We start from the raw sequence: 22,021 nt of genomic DNA, 5'->3' as shown, positions 1-22,021 counted from the left end.
AATGGATATGATAATTAATTTTATAAATTCCTTTTTTGCTGACCCTGAGGGGGTTTTAACTTCCTTATTTAGAGATAAAATCGTAATTGCTAGTATTATTATATTTTTATGGTGCACGTTAGAAGGCGAAACTGCATTAATACTAGCAGGACTTGCAGCTCACGGAGAACATATTCATATAGGACTTATCACATTTATAGCAGGTTGTGGGGGATTTTTGGGCGATCAGATATATTTTTATATAGGAAGATACTCAAAAAGCTATATTAGAAAAAAGCTAAAAACACAAAGGCGAAAATTTGCAGTAGCACAGATTTTACTTCAAAAATACGGCTGGCCTATAATATTTATTCAACGCTATATGTATGGTTTTAGAACCGTTATTCCTATGAGTATAGGGCTTACTAATTATAGTGCAAAGAAATTTGCAATAATTAATTTTATTTCAGCTCAAGTATGGGCTGCTATTACTATTTTTATAGTGTATATTTTTGGCGAGCATATATGGGAGATTATTAATTGGGCGAAAGACCATTGGTATTTGGCAGGAATTTTAGTTGTAGGATTTTTATGCTTAATTTTATATGCTTTTAAAAGTTTAGAAAATAAATTATTAAGTAAGAAAGGTAAAAAAAATGAAAGTAGTATTTAATGAAAAAAATACTGATTTTAAAGTTTGTTTGATACAAAACAAAGATTTAAGTAGATTTGATGATAAAGAATTTTTTGAAATAAATGATTATAAAGGAGTTGGAGCGATTTGCAACCTAGCTAAAAGAACGCTTTATGTTGGCTTAAACGATGAATTAACTTATGCTAGTTTTATAGCTAGTTTAGGTAGTGCGATTAAGAGCATTAAGAGCTTAAATATAAAAAGCATTAGCCTTGAATTTATTAATCTTGGTTGTGAGTTTTATAGTGCTTATGCTCATATTTATGCTGTTATTTCATCTTTATATGAGTTTAACAAATATCATAAAGAGCCTAAGAATTCTAAAATAGAATTAATAAGCCTTGAAACACAACAAAACGATGATATTCAACAAGGCGTTGAACTAGGTAAAGTATTAGCAAATGCTTGTGAAGATGTAAAAAATATAGTAAATGAAATTCCAAGCACTTATAATCAACTTAGTTTTGAAAAAGACGCTTTAAAATTAGCTAAAGAATTTGATTTAGAATGCAATGTTTATAGCGATGATTATTTGCAAAAAGAAGGAATGAACGCATTTTTAGCAGTAAATCGTGCAAGTAGTTATCCTGCAAAATTAATCCACTTAGCTTACAAACCACAAAACGCTATTAAAAAAATAGTTTATGTAGGAAAAGGACTTGTATATGATACAGGTGGGCTAAGTCTTAAACCGGCTGATTATATGCTAACTATGAAAGCTGATAAGAGTGGTGCGGCTGCTGTTTTAGGTATTTTAAAAGCAGCTAGTATGTTAAAACTACCTTATGAAATACACGGAATTATAGGTGCAGCACAAAACTGCATAAGCGAAAAATCATATATGCCTGATGATGTATTGATTTCAAGAGAAGGTGTAAGTATAGAAGTAAGAAATACTGATGCTGAAGGAAGATTGGTTTTAGCAGATTGCTTGAGTTTTGCTCAAGATTTAAAGCCTGATTTATTAATAGATTTAGCTACTTTAACAGGTGCTTGTGTGGTTGGGCTTAGCGAATATACAAGTGGTATTATGGGATATAATGAAGACTTGCAAAACGAGTTTTATAACAATTCAAAAAGAAGTGGCGAATATACTTGCGTTTTACACTTTAATCCACACATTAAAGAGCTTATCAAAAGTAAAATAGCTGATGTTAGCAATACAGGTAGCTCAAGATATGGTGGAGCTATTAGTGCAGGAATGTTCTTAGGCGAGTTTATTAGAAAAGAATATAAAGACAAATGGTTGCATTTAGACATTGCTGGACCTGCTTATGTAGAAAAAGTATGGGGCGAGAATGCTTATGGAGCAAGTGCAGCTGGAGTTAGAATGAATATTATAAACTTACTTAGAATGGCAAGGAGTGCAAAATGAGCCTTAGCGTAGGTATTGTTGGACTTCCTAATGTTGGTAAAAGCACGACTTTTAATGCTTTAACAAAGGCAGCAAACGCTCAAGCAGCAAATTATCCATTTTGCACTATTGAGCCAAATAAAGCTATCGTTGAAGTGCCTGATGAGAGATTAAAAGTCTTAGCAAATATAGTAAATCCTGAAAGAATAATGCACTCAATGATAGAATTTGTAGATATTGCAGGTCTTGTAAAGGGTGCTAGCAAAGGCGAAGGTTTAGGGAATAAATTCTTAGCAAATATTCGTGAAACTGATTTGATTTTACATATAGTAAGATGTTTTGATGATGAGAATATCACTCATGTTGAAGGTGGGGTTGACCCGTTAAGAGATATAGAAATCATAAATCTTGAATTAATCTTAGCTGATATTGAACAACTTAATAAAAAGCTTGATAGACTTAGCAAAGAAGCAAGAGCAAATCTTAAAGGTGCTAAAGAATGCCTTGAATTAGCACAGGATTTATTAAAACACCTAGAAGATGGCAGATTAGCTAGTGAATATGCAAATCGTGATAGCGAAGCTTTTATAACTTTAAATAAAGAATTAAGATTACTTAGTGCTAAAGAAGTAATTTATGGCGTTAATGTAAGCGAAGATGAATTATTAGATGATAATGATTATGTAAAAAAGGTGCGTGAATATGCAGCCAAATCAAATCATAGCGTTTTAAAGTTATGTGCTAAGCTTGAAGAAGATTTGGTTGGAATGGACGAAGCTGAAGCTAATGAGTTTTTAAAAGAATTAGGCGTAAATGAAAGCGGTTTAGCAGCTATTATTAGGACAAGTTTTGCTAAGCTTAATTTGATTTCTTATTTTACTTGCGGGGTTAAAGAAGTTAGGTCTTGGACTATTCATAAAGGTTATAAAGCTCCTAAGGCTGCAAGTGTAATTCATAATGATTTTGAAAAAGGCTTTATCAAGGCTGAAGTAATTAGCTATGATGATTTCGTAAATTGTGGTGGCGAAGCAAAAGCTAAAGAAGCAGGTAAATTACGCTTAGAAGGTAAAGATTACGAAGTAATTGACGGCGATATAATGCACTTTAGATTTAATGTATAAATCTTATTAGCAAGGCTTAAAAGTCTTGCTAATCTTTTAAAAATTCTTTTTTATTTATAGAATTTAGAAAAGATAAAAATCTTTATAAGCAAACTTAAAATACTCAAATAAAACATTAAAATACAAGTTAAAAATCTTTATAAGTTAAAAATATTAAAAATATTATTGATTGAAGATAAATCAAATACAATTAAAAGTCTTGCTAATCTTTTAAAAATCCTTTTTTATTTATAGAATTTAGAAAAGATAAAAATTTTTATAAGTTAAAAATATTAAAAGCATTGTTGATTGAAGATAAATCAAACAAGACTTAAAAAAGCCTTGCTTGATTTTAGATTAGAAATTATAAGAAAATCCTAAGTTTATATTGTAGTTATTATTAAAGTGATTTGTAATGCTCTTAGCAAAATCTAAATTAATGTTAGTATTAGCACTAGGTTTATAATCAGCTCCGAATTTGATTTCAAATCCTCTATCTTGAACCCTTTCAAAATAATAAGTCATACCATCATTAGCACTATTACTTGGACTTTCGTTTAAGTCTTTAATATAAGCAAATTCAGTATTTAAACCTACTTTATCATTGATTTTAGCACCAGCTTTAATACCTGCTTTTGCAGTATATTGAGCTGCTTGTTCTGTTTGAATTCCTAATACTGCTCCATCAATATTTACTTTTGGATAGCGAGTAGCTATTAATTTAACATTAGGTTCTACATAATAATCAGAGCCAAATCTTTGTCCTACTTTAACTTTTGCTTGCCATAAATTATCATATCTTGTAGTATTTATCATCGCTAAATCACTCTTATAATTACCCTTTAAAGTTAGTAAATCTAAGTCATAATCAACGAAAAATCCCGAATTAAAATTCGTGCTAGCATAAAGTCCAATGCCAGTTATTCCAACATCAGTGCTTAATGCTTTATTAGCTTTTAGTTTTGCTTTAGAAGCTTTTATACCATAAGCTACATCAAGATTTTTTAAAGATACTTTATTATCTACTCCGACATTAACTCTGCTACCTTTTAAATTATTTGAATCTGTTTCAAAATAACCATAATCAGAATTTATCCAAAAACCTTTATTTTTATCATCATTTCTTAAGTAATTAAATCTTAAGTCATTATCATCAATATAATATCTAGCAACATAATATGGTGTATACATTATGTTTTTAATCGCACTTGTAACAGCTGGGTCAAGATATTCTAAAGTCAATAAATCCTTATCATCAGCACTAACCTTACCAAAACCTTTTAAAGCTTCTTTATCTATTTCTAAATTAGACCTAATGCTATCTTTATTAATTATTGGGTCTTTATCTGTTAAACCTAAACTCCATACTCCATCTTTACCTATTTCATCAAAGCTTAAAACCTTAGTATTATAAGTAGCTAAAACGGTTTTATAAGTTACTTTAAAGTAAGCTTTATCTTTTTCATTATCTTCTTTTTTACCATTTACAATAGCAATAGGAACTCTTGTATTTATTAACTTACTTAAGTTCGTATTGTATAAAACGATTTCATTATTTTCTCCTAAAGCTTCTTTATTTACTATGATAGGACCACTGAATTTATCTTCTAAACTAGTATCAATTCCACCACCATAAATATAAAACTTAGAATTATTAGCATTTAGAGTATTAGTTACAACTTGTGCTTGAATGTGTGAATTATCCACTATTAAATTATCAGCTCTAATTCCACCTATGCCATTGCTATTTGTATTAGTAGCTCTTATTGTTGAATTTTTGATTGTATAAGTGCTATTTTTTAAATCGCTTGTCTTATCATAAGTATTTGTAGCCAAATCATCAATGCTTGATATAGGTTTAGTTCCTGTAATTTCTATAAAGGCATTATCAGCATTTAGCGTATTTGTTTTAAATGTGTTTGCAGTGAAATTACCTGAAATCTCTGAATGATTATGCACTAAAATATCTTTATTAAAGGTATTATTTAAGTTCGCATTTATATTGCATTGTTCTACATTGTTATTATAAATTCCATTGCTAGTGTTTAAAGTCCCGCACTTATTATTGTCATATTTAATAGCAGCATTAATAATAGAATTATTTACATTCAATTCTGAATTATTTGTAATATCTTCGCTTACATTTTTAACATTTGTAAGACTTAAAATACCGCCATCATCATTTGTAATTTTGGTTGCTAATTCGCCTATATTATTAAAGTCTAATTTAGATTTATTTCCATTATTTTTAATACTTGTTCCAGCGATTTTATCAGTATTATTAATGCTTAAATCTCCGCCTTTTTGATTTGTAATATTATTAAATGATTTAATATTATCTAATACCACTTTAATAGCTTCATTTACTAAATCTTTCATAGAAGCATTGCTTAATTTAGTATTGCCTTCGCCTTTTAGTGTTAAATCATCATTAAATGTTGAATTATTTAAATTATTTGTCCCACCATCTATTGTAGTTTTATTGTTAAATTGTGAGCCATTATCTTTTACATTCTTAGCTATAACTTCGCCATCAAATGTAGTTTGATTAGAATCTAGGCAATCTACTTCTACTTTTCCTTTAAGAGTTGTCGTGCTATCTGGTTTAAAACAAGCTTTATTTCCTTTAACGCTTATATCATTTTTTAAAGTTGAATTACTTACTTTAAATTCCCCATTAGCATTTAATTTAGCGTCTAATTTAGACTTATCATCAATATTTTTAATATCCAAATTATTTGCATTAAATGTAACATCTTTGCCTATATTAACACCATTTTTACCATCAATATTGCTTAAGCCTGTGCTAGTGATTGTAACAGGAGTTGTATCATCGCTACAAATACTAGCTTTGTTATTTAAATCCAAATCCTTAGTATCAATGCTAGAGCAAACTTTAGCATTATTAGTTAATGTGGTTTTTCCATTATTTGCAGTGATTATTGCGTCTTTTCCTTTAAACTCCCCACCACTAATAGTAATATTCCCAGAATTTGAAGTAGCTTTAATATTATTTGATTTAGTGTTGTTTAAATTAATATCATTATTTGCATTTAAATTCGTATTATTTTTTATAGTTGCATTAGTTACATTGATATTTTTATCTGCTTTTAAATCAGCATTAACTTGTGTAGGCTCGCTTCCTTTGACTGTGATATTTTCTTTTGAAGTTAGTTTAGAATTAATCTTGCTTGGATTATTCTTATCATCTGAAGTTACAACAATATCTTTTATAGCATTAATTGTCGCATCAATTACGCTATTTGCTATATTTGCCATTCCTTGCAAGATAATATTAGAACTCTTATCATCTTTACCTATTTGAGAATTATTAGCATTAAGATTATTAGCATTTACATTACTTGAGTTCAATGTAGCATTTGTAGCTGTAATATTATTAGCTTTATTAATATCTGCATTTATCGTTGTATCTTTTCCTAAAGTAATATCATTAGCATTTTTTATAGTAGAGTTAATGGTAGTTTTCTTATTAGCAGCAGGTGGTTCTGGACTAATTCCATTATGCTCTCCTAGATTTTGAGCGTCATTGCTTAAGATTATATTACCTGCTACATCAATATTTCCGCTAGAAACTTCAGCCCCATTTGCAATTAGTAGCGTTCCACTAGGATTTTTGCTAGTTAAATCTCCTTTTATAGTAGCATTATCAATTGTGGCATTGTTAAAATTACTATCTGCATTAATCAATGCACCTCTTCTAGCTACTAATTCATTAGTTTCTATTGCTTTATTAATTGTAGTAGTTGTGTTATTAGCACAAGAGCCACCACCTATTATATCTACTCTACCGCTACTATTAATATTTGAATTAACAATAGAGCCATTTTGCACGGTAACTAAATTAGTTCCTTTAATTAAACCATTATTAGTAGTAGAACAATCTATTAAGGCTTTATTTGTAAATAATTCTCCTAAAACATTTACAACTGATTGTTTAGTAGCTGAAAAATCACTAGAATTACCATTTGTTAAAGTTACGCTAGATGAACTTATATCAGTATTTTTTGCATTTAGAGTATTTGTTTTTATATTTTTAGAATTTGTAATGCTTAATTTCTCATCAGCTTTAATTAAATTAGCATTAATTCCTTTAGTATCTTTTGTATTTAAGATATTAGTATTTTTAGCACTGATAGTATCTCCAGTAAATTTAACATCATCTAAAGTTAAATCATTTAAGCGTTTGCTAGTATCATTACCTATATTTGCACTAGCTAAATCTACATTTTTAAGATTTAATGTATCATCTATACTTGCTGCATTTATATTAGAATTACTAATCTTAGAATTAGCAATTTTTAAATTCCCATCAATTCTAACATCATTATTTTTATTAGCATCTTTATTTTGAATGTTTAATTTTTCTAAAAGCATATCTTGAGCTAATTGTAATAATGTTTTATTAGCTTTGATTGTAGTTTCTTTTGAATTGTCTAATTTAGAATTAATGAAATTAACTTCATTAGAAGTTAGATTTCCCGATAAAATAGCGTCTTTTATAGTAGTAGTGCTTTTGATATTTACATTACCACTAAGTGTAGCTTGATTTCTTACTTCTAAATTATCAGTATCTTCAATTGACGCTAATACTTTTGTATCTTTTCCATCTATTATGATTTTACCACCATTAGTATTTGTGCTAAGCTTTGTGCCTTCGTTGATTACGCTTTTGTTTTGTAAGGTTATTGTATTAGCATTTATGGTAGCATTTTCTGTTTTTGAATTATCAATCGTTATATCTTTAGCTTTTAAGCCACCTTGTATAGTTGAGCCATTATTTACTTTTATATCATTAGCATTAATTTGTGAGTTTGCTTTAGTGCTACTATCGTTTAAAGTAACGCTATTAGCATTTACAACACCACTTTCTCCTAAAATAGCTTTGCTTTCAAATTCTGCTGTAGTAGTTATTGTAGAATTAGCATTTAATGTAGCACCATCTTTTACAAGCAATTTATTAGCATTAATTGTCCCTTTTATATTGGTATCTTGAGTGCCAGGTGCAGGGTATTTGCTATCTAACATTTTATTACTTAAAATAACACTTCCACTATTTGTTATAAACTTAGCATTTTCATCTGACTTAGCTCCATATCCTAAGAGTATATCACTATTTTTAGATTCTAATTCTCCGTTTATAGTCCCCCAATATGCTTGGATTTTATTATTAGCTGTAATTTTTGCAGTTTTTTCTACATTTGCATTTAATAAATCCACACTATCATCTATATCTAAAATACCTTTTATATTTCCACTTCCTATTCTTGCACTATTTGCTTTGATTGTTTTATCTGCATTTAAGGTAGCATCATTTGACATATCTACAAATCCACTTGCATTTATATTGGCATTGATTATTGTATCTTTGTCGCTAATAGTAATGTCTTTAACATTTGTAATATCTGCATTAAGCTTACTTCCATAAGATATTGTTGCATTGCCACCTATATCAAGAGCTGAATTAATTTCGCTGTTGTTATCTATAATTACATCGCCAGTTGATTTGAAACTATTTCCATTATAAGTTGAGTTTTGAAAATAAGCTCCGTCTGTATTGATATTTGCACCACTAACACTTGCATTAGTAGATTTAAAATAATTACTTGTAAATTCTCCACCACTAACATTAGTTTTGTCTTTACCTAATTCTCCAATATTAATAGAATTTGTGCTAGTAAATACTCCACCATTTACATTGCTACCTGATTTAACATATATATCATTTGCATTTAATTCTCCGCTACTTACATTACCACCAGAATTAATGTTTATAGTGTTATTTGCAGTGATTTTACCGCCACTTACATTGCCACTAATATCAGCTTGATTTGTAGCGTTTAGCTCTGATGAGCCACTTATATTTCCGTTTTGATTTAATTTAATATTAGTAGCTGTGTGAGTTCCTTTGCTTACATTTGCACCATTTTCAATGATAATATCAGCTCCTGCTATGGTATTGCCTTGTATATTAGACTTGCCTTTATAAGTAACATTATTAAACTTACTTTCTAAAGTAGCGTTTTCGCTTGTGTTTGAATTATCTAGCGTAATGCTTCCGCTTTCAGCTATGATTTTACCCGATTGGATATTTGAGTTTTTGTTGATATTTACATTTTGGTTTGCTGTAATCTCTGCATTACTATCTGTATTATCTAAAGTTACACTGCCTTGAGTTGATATTACTTTTGTTTTTGACATCAAGGCTTTATCTGTTTTATTATCCTTAATTGTTATATCACTACCACTTTTTAAGGTTACTAAATCTAGCTTAGAATTAGTTACATTTATTTTATTTCCACTTTGAGTAGACCAAATACCACCATCTGTAGTGTTGTTTGAAGTAATATTTGAATTAGTAATGTCAATTGTTGAATTTGGCTTACCCACAACTATGTGTTTAAAATCAACATTTGAACCATCAATTTTAACATTTGTATTGGTGCTAATATTTCCGGTAGTGCTTACAGAACTATTATTTATTGTAAGACTATTTGCATTTATTGATTCGCCTTTAGTTGTTGCATTGTCTTTAATCTCAAGTTTTTGTATGGTTGCTGCTCCACCACCTTGTCCTAAAACAACATTCTCATAATTACCACCACTTATTGTAAGACCACCAGTGGCACTACCTTTAGTCTGTGCAAAATAAGAATTGGTAGCATTAGCATTTTTTAATGTGAGAGTTTTATCTTTACCAATCATTACATTAATGCTTGAAGGATTATCTCCTATGATTTTAGTGCCTGTTACGGTTGTATTGTCTTTTGTGAAATTAGCAACACCACTACCTTTTGTATTTATCGTGCCATTTGATAAATTAGAATTTATATTAAAGCCAGCTGAATTGATATTAATCGTATTATTAGTGCCGGTAGTTGCATTAGTTGCGTCGCCTAATATTACACTCCCACCATTATGAGTAATAGTATTACCACTTGTATTGCCATTAATATTTAAAGTCCCGCTATCACTTGTAATAGTTGAATTACTAACTTCATTTGCAGTTAAAGTCCCACCTTTGCTATTTATGGTTGAGTTATCTTTAACATTATTAACGCTTAATTTTCCGCCATTATTACTATTAATAGTTGAGCCTATAACATCGCCTGATATAGTTAAATTACCATCTGTATTACTATTAATAATTGAGTTATTTGTAACATTTTTAACTTGGATTGTAGCACCATCACTATTGATAGTTGAGCTATCTATATTGTTTGTTACCTTTAAAGTCCCGCTAGTTCCATCAATTGTAGAACCTATTACATCATTTTTAACATCAATAGTCCCACCATTATTTTTAATAGTTGAATTGTCAATATTATTTGTAACACTTAAATTCCCACCACTTTCACTATTTATAATTGAATTAGCAGTAATATTATCAGCAGTTATATTTACACCTTTACTATTAATTGTAGATTTATTTGTGATATTTCCCGCAGTTAAATTCCCACCATTACCATTGATTGTTGAGCCATTAATTTCATTTGTAACTTTAATAGTCCCATTAGTTTCGCTATTTATAGTTGAATTATTTTTTATATTATTAGCAGTGATAGTTCCACCTTTGCCATTTACTACTGAATTATTAATTTCATTTGTAACATTAATAGTTCCACTTGTGCTTGTTATTGTAGAATTATTGGTAATACTTCCCGCAGTTAAAGTCCCACCATTTCCATTGATCGTTGAGCCATTAATTTCATTTGTAACATTAATAGTTCCACCAGTTTCGCTATTGATGATGGAGTTGTTATTGATATTTTTAGAAGTTAGAGTTCCGCCTTTGCTATTAATAGTTGTAGATGAAATAGTTTCAGCGTTTAGATTACCGGCTTTATTTTCTAGCTTAGAATTAGAAGAGCCATTACCTTCTAAGGTATTTAATGTCATTGTACCTGATTTATTTTGTAAAAATGTGTTTTCTAGTTTTGTATTACCTTTTACAGTAAATTTAGAATTTTTATCATTTACTAAGTAGGTTTTATTGCCTATCAAATCACCTTCTACTAACAATGAAGCATTAGCATTTTCTATATAAATTCCATCTTTGCTTTTAAGCTCATCATCTGTCATATTTGCTGAGTCATTTAAATCTCCATTAACAGTTAAATCATTCTTAATTGTCATAGAGCTTTTTTTATCCATCCATAAGGTGCTTCTTTGCTCTCTACCACTAGCATATTGACCACCTTGGCTATTAATTATGAAATTTAAAAAAGTCCCATTAAAACTATCTAAAGGGTGAAAATCTCCACCACCACTCATAGTAAAACTAGTATTTTCAGCACTTGCTCCGTTAGTAAATTTGATACTTGAAACATCTGTTTGACCTAAATTTGTATATGTATCATTAGTATTGACAATAGTTAAAACTTTACTACCATCAACAGTCGCTGCTTGAACTGAACTAATTATCGTAAATGCTAGTAATGACATTCTTATGGTCTTATTCATATGAAATCCTTAAAAAGTTGCTTGATTTTTATTAATGCTAAAAAATTGATATAAATCAAGGTATTATATTTATAAATTGAAAAAACAAAGCTTAAAAAATGATAATTTTGCAACAATTTTTGCTAAATTTTTCGCAATAAAATACTTAAATATTACAAGTTTTCTAATAGTAATTTAGTTGTATTTATAATGCTTTATATATTGTTGTAGTAGATAAAATATTAATTTATAAAAATTTAATATTTATTATTAAATATTTAAAATCTTAAATATAAATTAATTTTTATTAGTAAATATAAAAATATATATTTTATAATTTTTCTTAAGAATTTCATTTTCAAATTCTAATTATTCAAAGAAGACTAAAAATACCTTATAACTTTATGATAATACTTACTATATAAAATGTTCTTTTATATTTTAAAAAGGAGAAATTATGGCAATTTCAAGAAGAACATTCCTTAAAGGTTCAGCAATTACAGCTAGTGCGATTACTTGTCCTTTGAGTGCTGATACAAACTTTTATGATATCAAGCAAATCCCACACGCTACACATTTTGGTGCATTTACAGCCGAAGTAAATAGCGAAGGAAAAATAATCAATATTATCCCACACGAAAGTGATAAAAACCCAAGCGTAATCACTAAAGCTATCATAGATAGAACATATTCAGATACAAGGGTAAAATATCCAAGTGTTAGAAAAAGTTTTTTAGAAGGTAAAAATCGCCCTGATTTAAGGGGTCGTGAGCCTTTCGTTCGTGTTAGTTGGGATGTAGTGCTTGATTTATTATACAAAAAGCTTAAAGCTACAAAACCTGAAAATATCTTTAACGCAAGTTATGGTGGATGGGGTCATGTTGGCTTACTTCATAATTGTAACGCAGTTGCAGGTAGATTTTTTAACACCGTTTTAGGTGGAGCAATAGGCACTGATGGAGAGTATAGTAACGGAGCAGCGGGTAAAGTAAATACCGCTATAGCAGGGGATTTAGAAGTTTATAGTTTGCAAACAAATTACGAGCAAATGATTAAAAACTGCGAAGTTTATGTAATGTGGGGTTGTGATATTTACAAGGATAATCAAATAGATTTTAAGGTAGCTAATCGTGAGAATGATGGTTGGCTTAAAAAATACGCAGCTAGTAATATAAAGTTTATTAACATTGACCCACAATATACAAAAGCAGCAGAAATTACAAAGGCTGAATGGATAAAAATCGTCCCAAATACCGATGTTGCAATGATACTTGGAATGTGCCATTATTTATATACAAGTGGAAAATACGATAAAGAATTTATAGCTAAATACACAGATGGATTTGATAAATTTTTACCATATTTACTAGGTAAAACTGATGGAGTAGAAAAAACTCCTGAATGGGCGGCTAAGATTTGTGGAATTGATGCGACTAAGATTAAAGAATTATGCGATTTATTCGTTAGTAAAAGAACATTTTTAGCAGGTAACTGGGCAAATCAAAGAGCGCATCACGGCGAACAAGCTGACTGGGCTATCATAACTTTAGCTTGTATGATTGGTCAAGTTGGACTTCCTGGTGGTGGATTTGGCTTTTCTATGCATTATTGCTCGGCTGGTGGAGCGTTTAGTGGAGCGTTACTTCCTGTTGGATTACCACAAGGAAAAAATAGCGTAAATATAAATATCCCTGCAAGTCGTGTAAGCGAAGCTATCCTAAATCCAAATAAAACTATTAATTTTAAAGGCAAAACCTTTACATATCCAGAGATTAAAATGTTTTATGTAGCAGGTGCTAGTGTTTTAGGTCATCATCCAAATACTAATGAATTAATTCATGCTTTAAGACAACTTGAAACAATAGTTGTTCATGAGCCTTGGTGGACGCCGATGGCAAAAATGGCTGATATAGTAATCCCAGCTACAACAACACTTGAGCGTGATGATATAAGTTTTGGTGGTTCATATTCGCAAGATTGGGTATATGCTATGAAAAAAGTAATCGAGCCTGTGTATGAAAGCCGCAATGATTACGATGTTTTCTATGAATTAGCAAAAAGATTTGGCGAAAGAGAATTAGCTAAGTTTAGCGGTGGCAAGAAAGACCATTTAGAATGGATAAGAAGTTTTTATGAGAAGAGTGATTGTATAAATGAAATGGAATTTGATGAGTTTTGGGAGAAAGGCTCACTTCATTTTGAAATTCCAAAAGAAGCTTATGAATTTGTTCGCCACGCTGATTTTAGAAAAGACCCAGTGAATAATAAATTAGCAACAGAAAGTGGAAAATTCCAAATCTATTCACAAAAATTTGCTGATTATAATTTACCTGATTTTAAAGGTCATATAACTTGGTTTGAACCAGCTGAATATTTAGGAAATCAAGAATTAAGCAAAAAATATCCATTCCATTTATTAAGCCCACACCCAAGATATAGAATTCATTCTCAACTTGATAATACTTGGGTAAGAGAGCTTTACAAAATCCAAGGTCGTGAGCCTGTAGTAATTAATACTGAAGATGCTAAAAAGCTTGGTATTAAGCACGGCGAAGTGGTAGAAGTATATAATAATCGTGGTAGATTATTAGCTGGTGCATTTGTAAGTGATGATATTAGAAGTGGCGTTGTAGCTATTCAAGAGGGTGCTTGGTATGACCCTGAAGATGATAAAGATAATGCAAGATGTAATCAAGGTCATGTAAATGTGCTTACTTCATCTCGCCCAACTTCTCAAATGGCACAAGCAACAAGCGTAAATACTTGCTTAGTAGCGATTAGAAAACTTGATAAAAATGAAGCTGTTAAACCATATAAAAACACAACACCACCAACAATTATAGGAGCGTAAAATGAGAAAAATTATAGGATTATCATTAATTACTTTAAGTGCTTTTGCATACAAGCCTGATTATCAGCAAATATTTTTACCAACTCCTGCAAAAGTTGAGACAAAAAAGCAAGAATTTGCTAAAGATATTAGATTTATCTTAGATGAAAAAGCGACAATGCTAGATGAAAATCAAAAGCAAATCGGAACGATTTATGAAGGAACTATGGTTAAGCTAATTGAAACTAAGGGAGATTTAGCTAAGGTTAGCATTAGTGGAGAAGTTGTAGGAGATAAATTAGCATTTAATAAAAATGCGGAATTTGTCTATTTAGAGAGTAAAGACGCTAAGCCTGAAATGAGCTTTTGGGTAAAATCAAGCTCTTTAACTACTGATAAAGACGCTGCTTTTGAAGGTGTTGAGGTGTTTTATTATGATTCTTGCACGAGTTGTCACGCAGCACACGCTCCAAGCGAACACGCAATTGATGAATGGGACGCTTATTTAGGAGCAATGCAAATGAATGCAAAAATTACTGACGAGCAAAAGGATAGAATATTACGCTATATGCAAGCACATTCTAGCAATGGAGCTTTTAAGTAAATTAAAATAGAATTTGTAATTAGGATTAATTACAAATTCTTTTATTATTTTTCTATTTTTGTTTTACAATCTAAGCACTCTATAAATGTGCCTTTTTTAAGTTCTTTTATAATCATTATTCCGCCACAATTAGCGCATTTTTCTTTAGCTAGTGGGTATGAGCTAATGAAATTACATTTAGGATAAGAACTGCACCCATAAAATGCACCCCTTTTAGAAAATCTTTGCACCAAATCGCTACCACATTTAGGGCAAGGGACATCTAGTTTTACTAATTCTTTTTTAGGTTTTTCTTCTTTGTTTTCGGTTTTTGTATCGTTTAAATTCCTTGAATATTTGCATTTTGGATAACCACTACAAGCTACGAATTTACCGAATTTGCCTTCACGAATTAGCAATTCTTTACCACAATCAGGGCAATTTTCTCCTAGTTTTTCTACTTGTTTTTGACTTTGAATACTTGTTTTTCCATCGTTGATTTTAGCAATGAATGGCTCATAAAATTCATTTAAAACCTCATCTAAATCACGCCCATGAGTTGCAATCTCATCTAAACGCTCTTCCATATTGCTAGTAAATTTCGCATCTACTATTTGCATAAAATGTTCTTCTAAAAATTCTATGATTTTTTCGCCTTTTTCTGTAGGGATTAGTTGTTTTTTCTCTAACTTCACATAATCTCTATCAATTAAAAGGCTTGTTGTAGGTGCGTAAGTGCTAGGACGACCTATGCCTAATTCTTCAAGTTGCTTAATAAGACTTGCTTCGTTGTATCTTGCAGGTGGTTCTGTGTGTAAGGTCTTTATTTTTGAGCTTTGTAAAGTCATTTTATCGCCTTTATTTAAAGCAGGTAAAATCTTATCTCCACTAGCATCATCATTCAATCTTAAATGCCCATCAAATAGCACTCTTCTTCCACTTAGTTTAAACTTCGCCTTATTACTTGTGATATAAATTGTATTGTTTTCTATCTTCGCATCAGCCATTTGGGTCATTAAAAATCTATCATAAATTAATTTATACAATTTATATTCATCAGCCTTTAAATACTCTTTAGCAATTTCAGGAGTAAAGCTAACATTAGTTACACGAATAGCTTCGTGAGCTTCTTGAGCGCCTTTGCTTTTAGTCTCATAAACTCTTGCTTTAGTCGGTAAATATTCTTTGCCATAGTCTTTTGCGATTTGTTCTCTTGCTGATTTTATTGCTTCTTCGCTTAAGTTTAAGCTATCAGTTCTCATATAAGTAATTGCACCCATAAATCCTGCGTGAGTTTGAACGCCTTCATATAAAGTCTGTGCTAACATCATAGTTTTTTTAGGAGAAAAACCTAATTTAGAACTAGCAGCTTGTTGTAAAGTAGAAGTCATAAAAGGTGGCTTTGGACTATCTTTACGCTCTTTTATACTGATTTCATCTACGATAAAATCCGAGCTTTTAATATGTTTTAGGATTTCTTCGGCTAAGGCTTTTTCAGTAATGCTTGTTTTTGATAATTTCTTGTTATCAAATTCTATTAATTCTACTTCTAAATCTGTTTTAAACTTAGTATCAAGTTCATAATACTCAATGCTTACGAAATTTCTTATTTCTCGCTCTTTTAAGATAATTAATCTTAAAGCCGCACTTTGAACCCTACCAGCACTAAGCTTGCTTGCTACCTTGCTTGATAATAAGCCACTTAATTTAAAACCCACAATTCTATCTAGCATACGCCTAGCTTGTTGAGCATTTACGCTATTTAAATCTATTTTTCTTGGGTGTTTAATAGCGTTTAAAATAGCGTCTTTTGTGATTTCGTGAAAAACTATTCTATCATAGCCTAAAACATCTCCGCCTAAGATATTTGCTAGATGATATGCAATTGCTTCTCCTTCTCTATCTTCATCGGTTGCTAGTAAGACTTTAGCACCTTTGCTAAGGCTTTTTAATTCTTTTACTATGCTTGAGTGAGTTTTACTGATTTCATAATTAGGTTTAAAATGTCCGTCTTCTATATCAATTCCTAATTTATTTTTAGGCAAATCCCTAATATGACCTTTAGATGCAATTACGCTATATTCACTACCTACAAATCTTGAAATTGTTTTAGCTTTGCTTGGTGATTCTACTATTATTAGGGTATTACTCATTCGTTCTCCTTGATTAAAACATTGGCAAATTCATCATATAATTTTCTATATTCATCGCCAAGTTTTACTAAATCTTTATTTGTGCTAATGTATTCTAAATCCTTTAACACTGCATAATCTTTTAAAAAATTATTTGCATTTTCTTTTTTAAGATAAGTTTTTGCAAGTTCGTTATATACATTTAAAAATTCCTTTTGAAAATCTTCAAATTTTTCTAAATCAACGCTTAATAAAGTATCATTTGAAAAGCTTAAAACCTTGCTTTTAAACAATATCGCTAAAAATATCAAACCTTCACAATAATAAGGCTCTATTTCTTTAGTGCTTTTATAAGCCATTAAAGATACTGCTCTACTTGTTATATTTGCTAATAAGGCCTTTTTGTATTTTTCATCAAAATGATTGCAAAAATCATATATCCCACCAGCACTTGCTTTAAATTCTTCAATATTTTTAAATACCCCATTAGTATTCATTAAGCTTTCTGTATCGCTACCTATAAAGAAAATATGTCCTGCTTCGTGTCCAATGGTGCTAATCTCATAAATCTTTTTCCATAAAAACTCATCATTTAATACGCTTTTATTGTAGTCGTTAAAGGCTTTATCAAATACTTTTTGATTTAGCATTGTTCTTGGTTTTGATTTTGTTTTTTTATAGACAAAATCTAAAAATGCAAATATTTTTTTGCCATAATTTGCCGATACAAATTCATCATTTGGCACAACTTGAGCTGAAAATAAGCCATTTAATTCTGCTCCATAATAAAGTATAGGTTTGCTAATATGAAGCTCAATTTTGTCTAAATTAGCTAAGCTTAGATTTAATGCGTTTTGATTAGTTATATTAGCGTTTTTATAAGCTTTATTTAAGCTATTTTTCATCTTATTAACAAAACTTTCACTATTAAAATCATAATTATCATCAATTCTAATATCCCACTCAAGTGCTACTGAATGAGTAAATGCGTCTTCGTAATATTCTAAAAAATGCCCAACTTGAATGAAGTCTTTTGCCCCCATCCAAGCTATTTCAGCATTTTGCCAAGGCTTTAGGCTAAGCTCTTTACTCATTAAAGCATTTTGCAAGGCTTTAAGATATTTTATATATGCTTCATTTTTATGATTTAATTTAAAAAACTCATTAAAGTATTCATCAATCTTTTTAAATTCTTCTTCAAAATATAAAGAATATGGTAAAAGCTCTGGTTTAGTATCCAAATTAATTGCTATTGCATAAATCCTAGTAGCTATTTCATCATTTTCATCAAGATAATAAAGCCTATTATTTTTTATAAACTCATAAGGATTTTCTAAACTTTTAAAAAATTCATTATTTTTTTCAATTGCCTTATCCCATTTAGGCTGAATACTATTAAAAACAAGACCGATTTTATGCACTAGATTTAATAAATCTACATAAAATTTATCTAAACAAGGGCTTAATTTTTCAATGATTTTTATATGTCTTTGCTCGTAAAATTCTTTTACTCTTTTATATGCTAAATCTTTTGCTTTTGCTAAGTTTATATTATTTTTTTTGCAAGTATTTTCATAATTTGTAGTATTTAGCTCAATAATTCTTAATAAATATGAATTGAAATTCATATCATTTATCTCTAAGCCAAGTTCTTTTAAATCATTATTTATAAGTCTTGCTAAATCGTGATTGCTTGATGAGTTTAATTTGTATAATGAGAATAATTCTTCTTCGTGCTCTTTTATGATTTTTCCTAACATTTTTGCTCCTTTTTTCGCATTTTGCCAAAAAATATTTAAATATGGAACACACTTTGCTATATAAGTAAAAATATTTTTAAACAAGGATAGAAAATGGCAATTTCACCTATGAATAATACTGCTATGAGTGTTAATACAAGTATCGCTGCACAAAATGCTAATACGCTTTCTGATAAGCAAAAATCAGAGGGCTTTAGCCTTGATAATACCATTCATACAAGTGATGTAAAAAAGCAAGAAGCAGATGCAAAAGCCTTAAAAGAAGCCGATGGGACTAATCCAAATTCTAAGATTTCTCAAGAAGCTTTTATGAGATTATTGCTTGAAGAATTAAAGCATCAAGACCCAACAAGTCCAATGGATAGTGATAAAATGCTAACTCAAACAAGCCAACTAGCAGCTCTTGAAACTCAAGAAAAAACTAATAAAACTATGGATGAATTAGCTAAGAGAATGGAATTACTTAGCAATAGTGTAGGAATTGGTATGATTAATGCAGTTGGTAAAATGGCTGTGCTTAAAAAAGATACCTTTACTCACGATGGTAAGGCCGTTGATTTGCCGTTTAACTTATACTTTCCAAATGGTGCTCCAAATGATGTAGTAATAGGTGTATTTAACTCAAATAAAGAGCAAATTGACGCAATTAAAGTTGATAAAGACATTATTCAAAAAGGTAATAATAATTTTATTTGGGATACTAGATATGAAGATGGAACTATTAGAGAGAAGGGTGATTTTAAATTCGTAGCTCAATATGAAGATGAACACGGAAATATAGTTCAAATTCCTAGTGGTTATTTTAAGGTTGATGGGGTTACTTTTGAAGATGGTAAGGCTTATTTAAACGCTTCTGGTATTAAAATCAGCTTTGATGATATAGCACAATTTCAGGATGAAAAACTATGATGCGTTCATTTTATAACGGGGTTAGTGGAGTAAAAACTCATAGTTTTGGAATGGATTTATTAGCTAATAACATTTCAAACATAAACACCGTTGGCTACAAGGCTGCTATGCCTGAATTTAAAGACATATTTTATCAAACAGGCAATGATGTTGGTGGCTTAAATAATTTTGGGGCAAATCAAGTTGGACTTGCTGCAAGTGGTTTAAGCTCAACTTTTTCTCAAAAACAAGGAGCTTTAGTTTCTAGTCAAAATACCTTTGATGTAGCACTTGAAGGCAAGGGATTTTATGGCATAAAAGATTACGATGGTAATACTTATTATACTAGAAATGGGGCTTTTAATATTGATAGCGATTTTAATTTGGTTGATAGTTTTGGAAGATTTGTGCTAGGGACTATGAATGCTGGATTTAATGCGAGTGCTATGAGTGAAAATATTAAAGAAATGTTTGGAAAAGTTAGTTCAAATGCTGGTTTTACAATATCTAATAATGATTTAGATATTAAACTAAACGCACCAAACGCACAAACTCCTATAACATTGCCAAGAACACTTTTTATGAATGCAGTAGCAACTACAAATGTAAATATTAAAGCAAATCTTAGCAATGCTTTTCACGAAGAAGATAAGTATATAAATCTTGATAATATTGAATTAGAAATTGATAATAATAAAAGCACTTTTAAAGCAAGTAATCTTGAGCCTAATGCTAGAATTTTATTAGAAGTTGATAGGGGAGATGGAAGCGATACTATAGAAGCATTTGCTGATGAGTTTGGGAATTTAGAAAAGACAATTAGCGGGAATGTAAATAGCTTTAGTGCAAGGCAAGTAAAGACTATTAATGTAGGTGCTAATAATAAATTTGATATAGCAACTTATGATGCGAATGGAAATATTAGAAAAATTGATTTGCAAATACAAGCTATTGATAAGCTTAATTTTAAAGCTACTGCTATTTTAAAAGATACTCAAGGAAATACTATTAGTGAAGCTAGTGGGAATATTATTTTTAATACCGATGGTTCATTAAATACAAATGAATTAAATCAAATAGATGGAATAAATCTAAATCTAGGAAGCCCAAGAGTTGATGGTAAGGGTGGATATGATGGATTAACTTGTATTGATAATGCAAAAATAGAGCGTTATGTAGAAGCAAACGGCTATCCAGCAGGAGTTTTAAAAGATTACGCTATTGATGAAAGGGGCAATATATTAGCTAATTTTACCAATGGTAAATCTCAAGCTGTAGCTAAGTTTGCAGTGTTTAATTTCGTAAATGAGCAAGGCTTACATAAAAATGGAGAAAATGAGTTCAGCACTACTCCTGATAGTGGAAATCCTATATTTTTTACCGACGCAAATGGTAATGTAATAAACTCATATAAAATCAAATCAAATTATTTAGAGCAAAGCAATGTGGATTTAGGCACGGAGCTTACTCAAGTGATTATTTTTCAAAAGGCTTATGAAGCAAACGCTAAGAGTATCACAACAGCCGATCAAATGCTAAAACGCGCAATAGAGATGAAAAAATAATACAAAATAAATTATATTTAGCACAATTTTTCGTGTTAAATATAATTAAAAATATATTTTAAATAAATTATTTAGTATAAAAATATTTATAAATTGTGTGTTTTATAATTAATTTAGAATTTAAAATATGTATTTTTGTGTTATTGTCTTTTTAGATAAAGTTAATTTTTATTTTCTTTAGCTTTTAATATATAAATTAATTTTTATTAATATTTTGAAATATTAAGAAAGTATTGTAACTAGGGATTTTAAGAAAAATTTTATGAATAAAATATAATTTAAAAAATCATAATTTGTATATGTTTAAGTTTTATTTAATAAATTAAATATATAGTTCTCGTGCAAATTTATTCAAAGGAGACACAATGAAAAAACGTAACAAACCTGTTGCTGGGGGGGGGTATTTTAAAGTTATCTCTTGCAGCTAGTGCATTAATTTTCTCTCAAGGCTTAATTGCTGATGAGCTACAAACTTCAAATCAAAACACACAATTAGTAAATTCAAAGGAAACAAACTTACAAGGTACAAATTCATCACCTTCAAACTCAATCGGAACTCCAACTGCTGAAAATGGTCAAGATAGTAAAGCTAGTAATCAAGATAGTGAAAAACAACCTGAATTAGATAATCAAGATGGTGGAAAACAACCTGAATTAGATAATCAAGATGGTGGAA

At 29.9% G+C, this 22,021-nt stretch carries 11 protein-coding genes; 8 read left to right on the top strand and 3 right to left on the bottom strand.

Annotated elements, in window-relative coordinates:
* Position 1: 1 nt before the first annotated feature.
* From AVBRAN12654_RS00055 to ychF, 3 genes are read left to right on the top strand one after another with little or no spacing between them, the layout of a single operon-like run.
* Entirely contained in the window at positions 2–652 is a 651-nt protein-coding gene (locus AVBRAN12654_RS00055) for a DedA family protein (RefSeq protein ID WP_250325095.1), read from the top strand.
* The gene (locus AVBRAN12654_RS00050; RefSeq protein WP_336613717.1) at positions 636–2,048 is read left to right on the top strand and encodes a leucyl aminopeptidase; all 1,413 of its coding nucleotides are present in this window, start codon (positions 636–638) and stop codon (positions 2,046–2,048) included. The genes AVBRAN12654_RS00055 and AVBRAN12654_RS00050 overlap by 17 nt, the downstream gene beginning before the upstream one ends.
* Positions 2,045–3,148, top strand: a complete 1,104-nt coding sequence (gene ychF, locus AVBRAN12654_RS00045; RefSeq protein ID WP_336607805.1) for a redox-regulated ATPase YchF — start codon at positions 2,045–2,047, stop codon at positions 3,146–3,148. Before AVBRAN12654_RS00050 ends, ychF begins: the two co-directional genes overlap by 4 nt.
* Before the next feature lie 336 nt (positions 3,149–3,484).
* Here the strand turns inward: ychF and AVBRAN12654_RS00040 are convergent, their stop codons facing one another.
* Positions 3,485–11,608, bottom strand: a complete 8,124-nt coding sequence (locus tag AVBRAN12654_RS00040) for a hypothetical protein (protein WP_336613716.1) — start codon at positions 11,606–11,608, stop codon at positions 3,485–3,487.
* A 436-nt stretch (positions 11,609–12,044) separates the two neighbouring features.
* On the opposite strand from AVBRAN12654_RS00040, the gene AVBRAN12654_RS00035 reads away from it, so the two are divergent.
* Entirely contained in the window at positions 12,045–14,438 is a 2,394-nt protein-coding gene (locus AVBRAN12654_RS00035; RefSeq protein WP_336613715.1) for a molybdopterin-dependent oxidoreductase, read from the top strand.
* Between the two features lies 1 nt (position 14,439).
* Positions 14,440–15,021, top strand: a complete 582-nt coding sequence (locus AVBRAN12654_RS00030; protein WP_336606792.1) for a hypothetical protein — start codon at positions 14,440–14,442, stop codon at positions 15,019–15,021.
* Between the two features lie 44 nt (positions 15,022–15,065).
* Here AVBRAN12654_RS00030 and topA read toward each other — a convergent pair whose 3' ends face one another.
* Both topA and ciaB read right to left on the bottom strand, forming a co-directional pair.
* Positions 15,066–17,153: a type I DNA topoisomerase gene (topA, locus tag AVBRAN12654_RS00025; RefSeq protein ID WP_336613714.1), complete on the bottom strand. Its 2,088-nt coding sequence runs from the start codon at positions 17,151–17,153 to the stop codon at positions 15,066–15,068.
* Complete coding sequence (gene ciaB, locus AVBRAN12654_RS00020) at positions 17,150–18,892, bottom strand: invasion protein CiaB (RefSeq protein WP_336613713.1); 1,743 nt, start codon at positions 18,890–18,892, stop codon at positions 17,150–17,152. Before ciaB ends, topA begins: the two co-directional genes overlap by 4 nt.
* A gap of 93 nt (positions 18,893–18,985) precedes the next feature.
* Here ciaB and AVBRAN12654_RS00015 point away from each other — a divergent pair, with 93 nt between their 5' ends.
* The 3 genes from AVBRAN12654_RS00015 to AVBRAN12654_RS00005 form a co-directional block, all read left to right on the top strand.
* Positions 18,986–19,801, top strand: coding sequence for a flagellar hook capping FlgD N-terminal domain-containing protein (locus tag AVBRAN12654_RS00015; protein WP_214149753.1), 816 nt, complete (start codon positions 18,986–18,988; stop codon positions 19,799–19,801).
* The gene (locus AVBRAN12654_RS00010; RefSeq protein WP_214115776.1) at positions 19,798–21,345 is read left to right on the top strand and encodes a flagellar hook-basal body complex protein; all 1,548 of its coding nucleotides are present in this window, start codon (positions 19,798–19,800) and stop codon (positions 21,343–21,345) included. Before AVBRAN12654_RS00015 ends, AVBRAN12654_RS00010 begins: the two co-directional genes overlap by 4 nt.
* A gap of 387 nt (positions 21,346–21,732) precedes the next feature.
* A partial coding sequence (locus AVBRAN12654_RS00005) for a hypothetical protein (protein ID WP_336613712.1) occupies positions 21,733–22,021 on the top strand: 289 nt, incomplete at its 3' end.

This window comes from Campylobacter sp. RM12654 (assembly GCF_020137585.1).
Lineage (GTDB): Bacteria > Campylobacterota > Campylobacteria > Campylobacterales > Campylobacteraceae > Campylobacter_E.
This window is presented reverse-complemented; position numbering and strand designations above follow the sequence as displayed.

Bases quoted from the DNA above. Each gene is read 5' to 3' on its own strand.
- AVBRAN12654_RS00055 (WP_250325095.1), top strand. From the start codon at position 2: ATGGATATGATAATTAATTTTATAAATTCCTTTTTTGCTGACCCTGAG.
- AVBRAN12654_RS00050 (WP_336613717.1), top strand. From the start codon at position 636: ATGAAAGTAGTATTTAATGAAAAAAATACTGATTTTAAAGTTTGTTTG.
- ychF (WP_336607805.1), top strand. From the start codon at position 2,045: ATGAGCCTTAGCGTAGGTATTGTTGGACTTCCTAATGTTGGTAAAAGC.
- AVBRAN12654_RS00040 (WP_336613716.1), bottom strand. From the start codon at position 11,608: ATGAATAAGACCATAAGAATGTCATTACTAGCATTTACGATAATTAGT.
- AVBRAN12654_RS00035 (WP_336613715.1), top strand. From the start codon at position 12,045: ATGGCAATTTCAAGAAGAACATTCCTTAAAGGTTCAGCAATTACAGCT.
- AVBRAN12654_RS00030 (WP_336606792.1), top strand. From the start codon at position 14,440: ATGAGAAAAATTATAGGATTATCATTAATTACTTTAAGTGCTTTTGCA.
- topA (WP_336613714.1), bottom strand. From the start codon at position 17,153: ATGAGTAATACCCTAATAATAGTAGAATCACCAAGCAAAGCTAAAACA.
- ciaB (WP_336613713.1), bottom strand. From the start codon at position 18,892: ATGTTAGGAAAAATCATAAAAGAGCACGAAGAAGAATTATTCTCATTA.
- AVBRAN12654_RS00015 (WP_214149753.1), top strand. From the start codon at position 18,986: ATGGCAATTTCACCTATGAATAATACTGCTATGAGTGTTAATACAAGT.
- AVBRAN12654_RS00010 (WP_214115776.1), top strand. From the start codon at position 19,798: ATGATGCGTTCATTTTATAACGGGGTTAGTGGAGTAAAAACTCATAGT.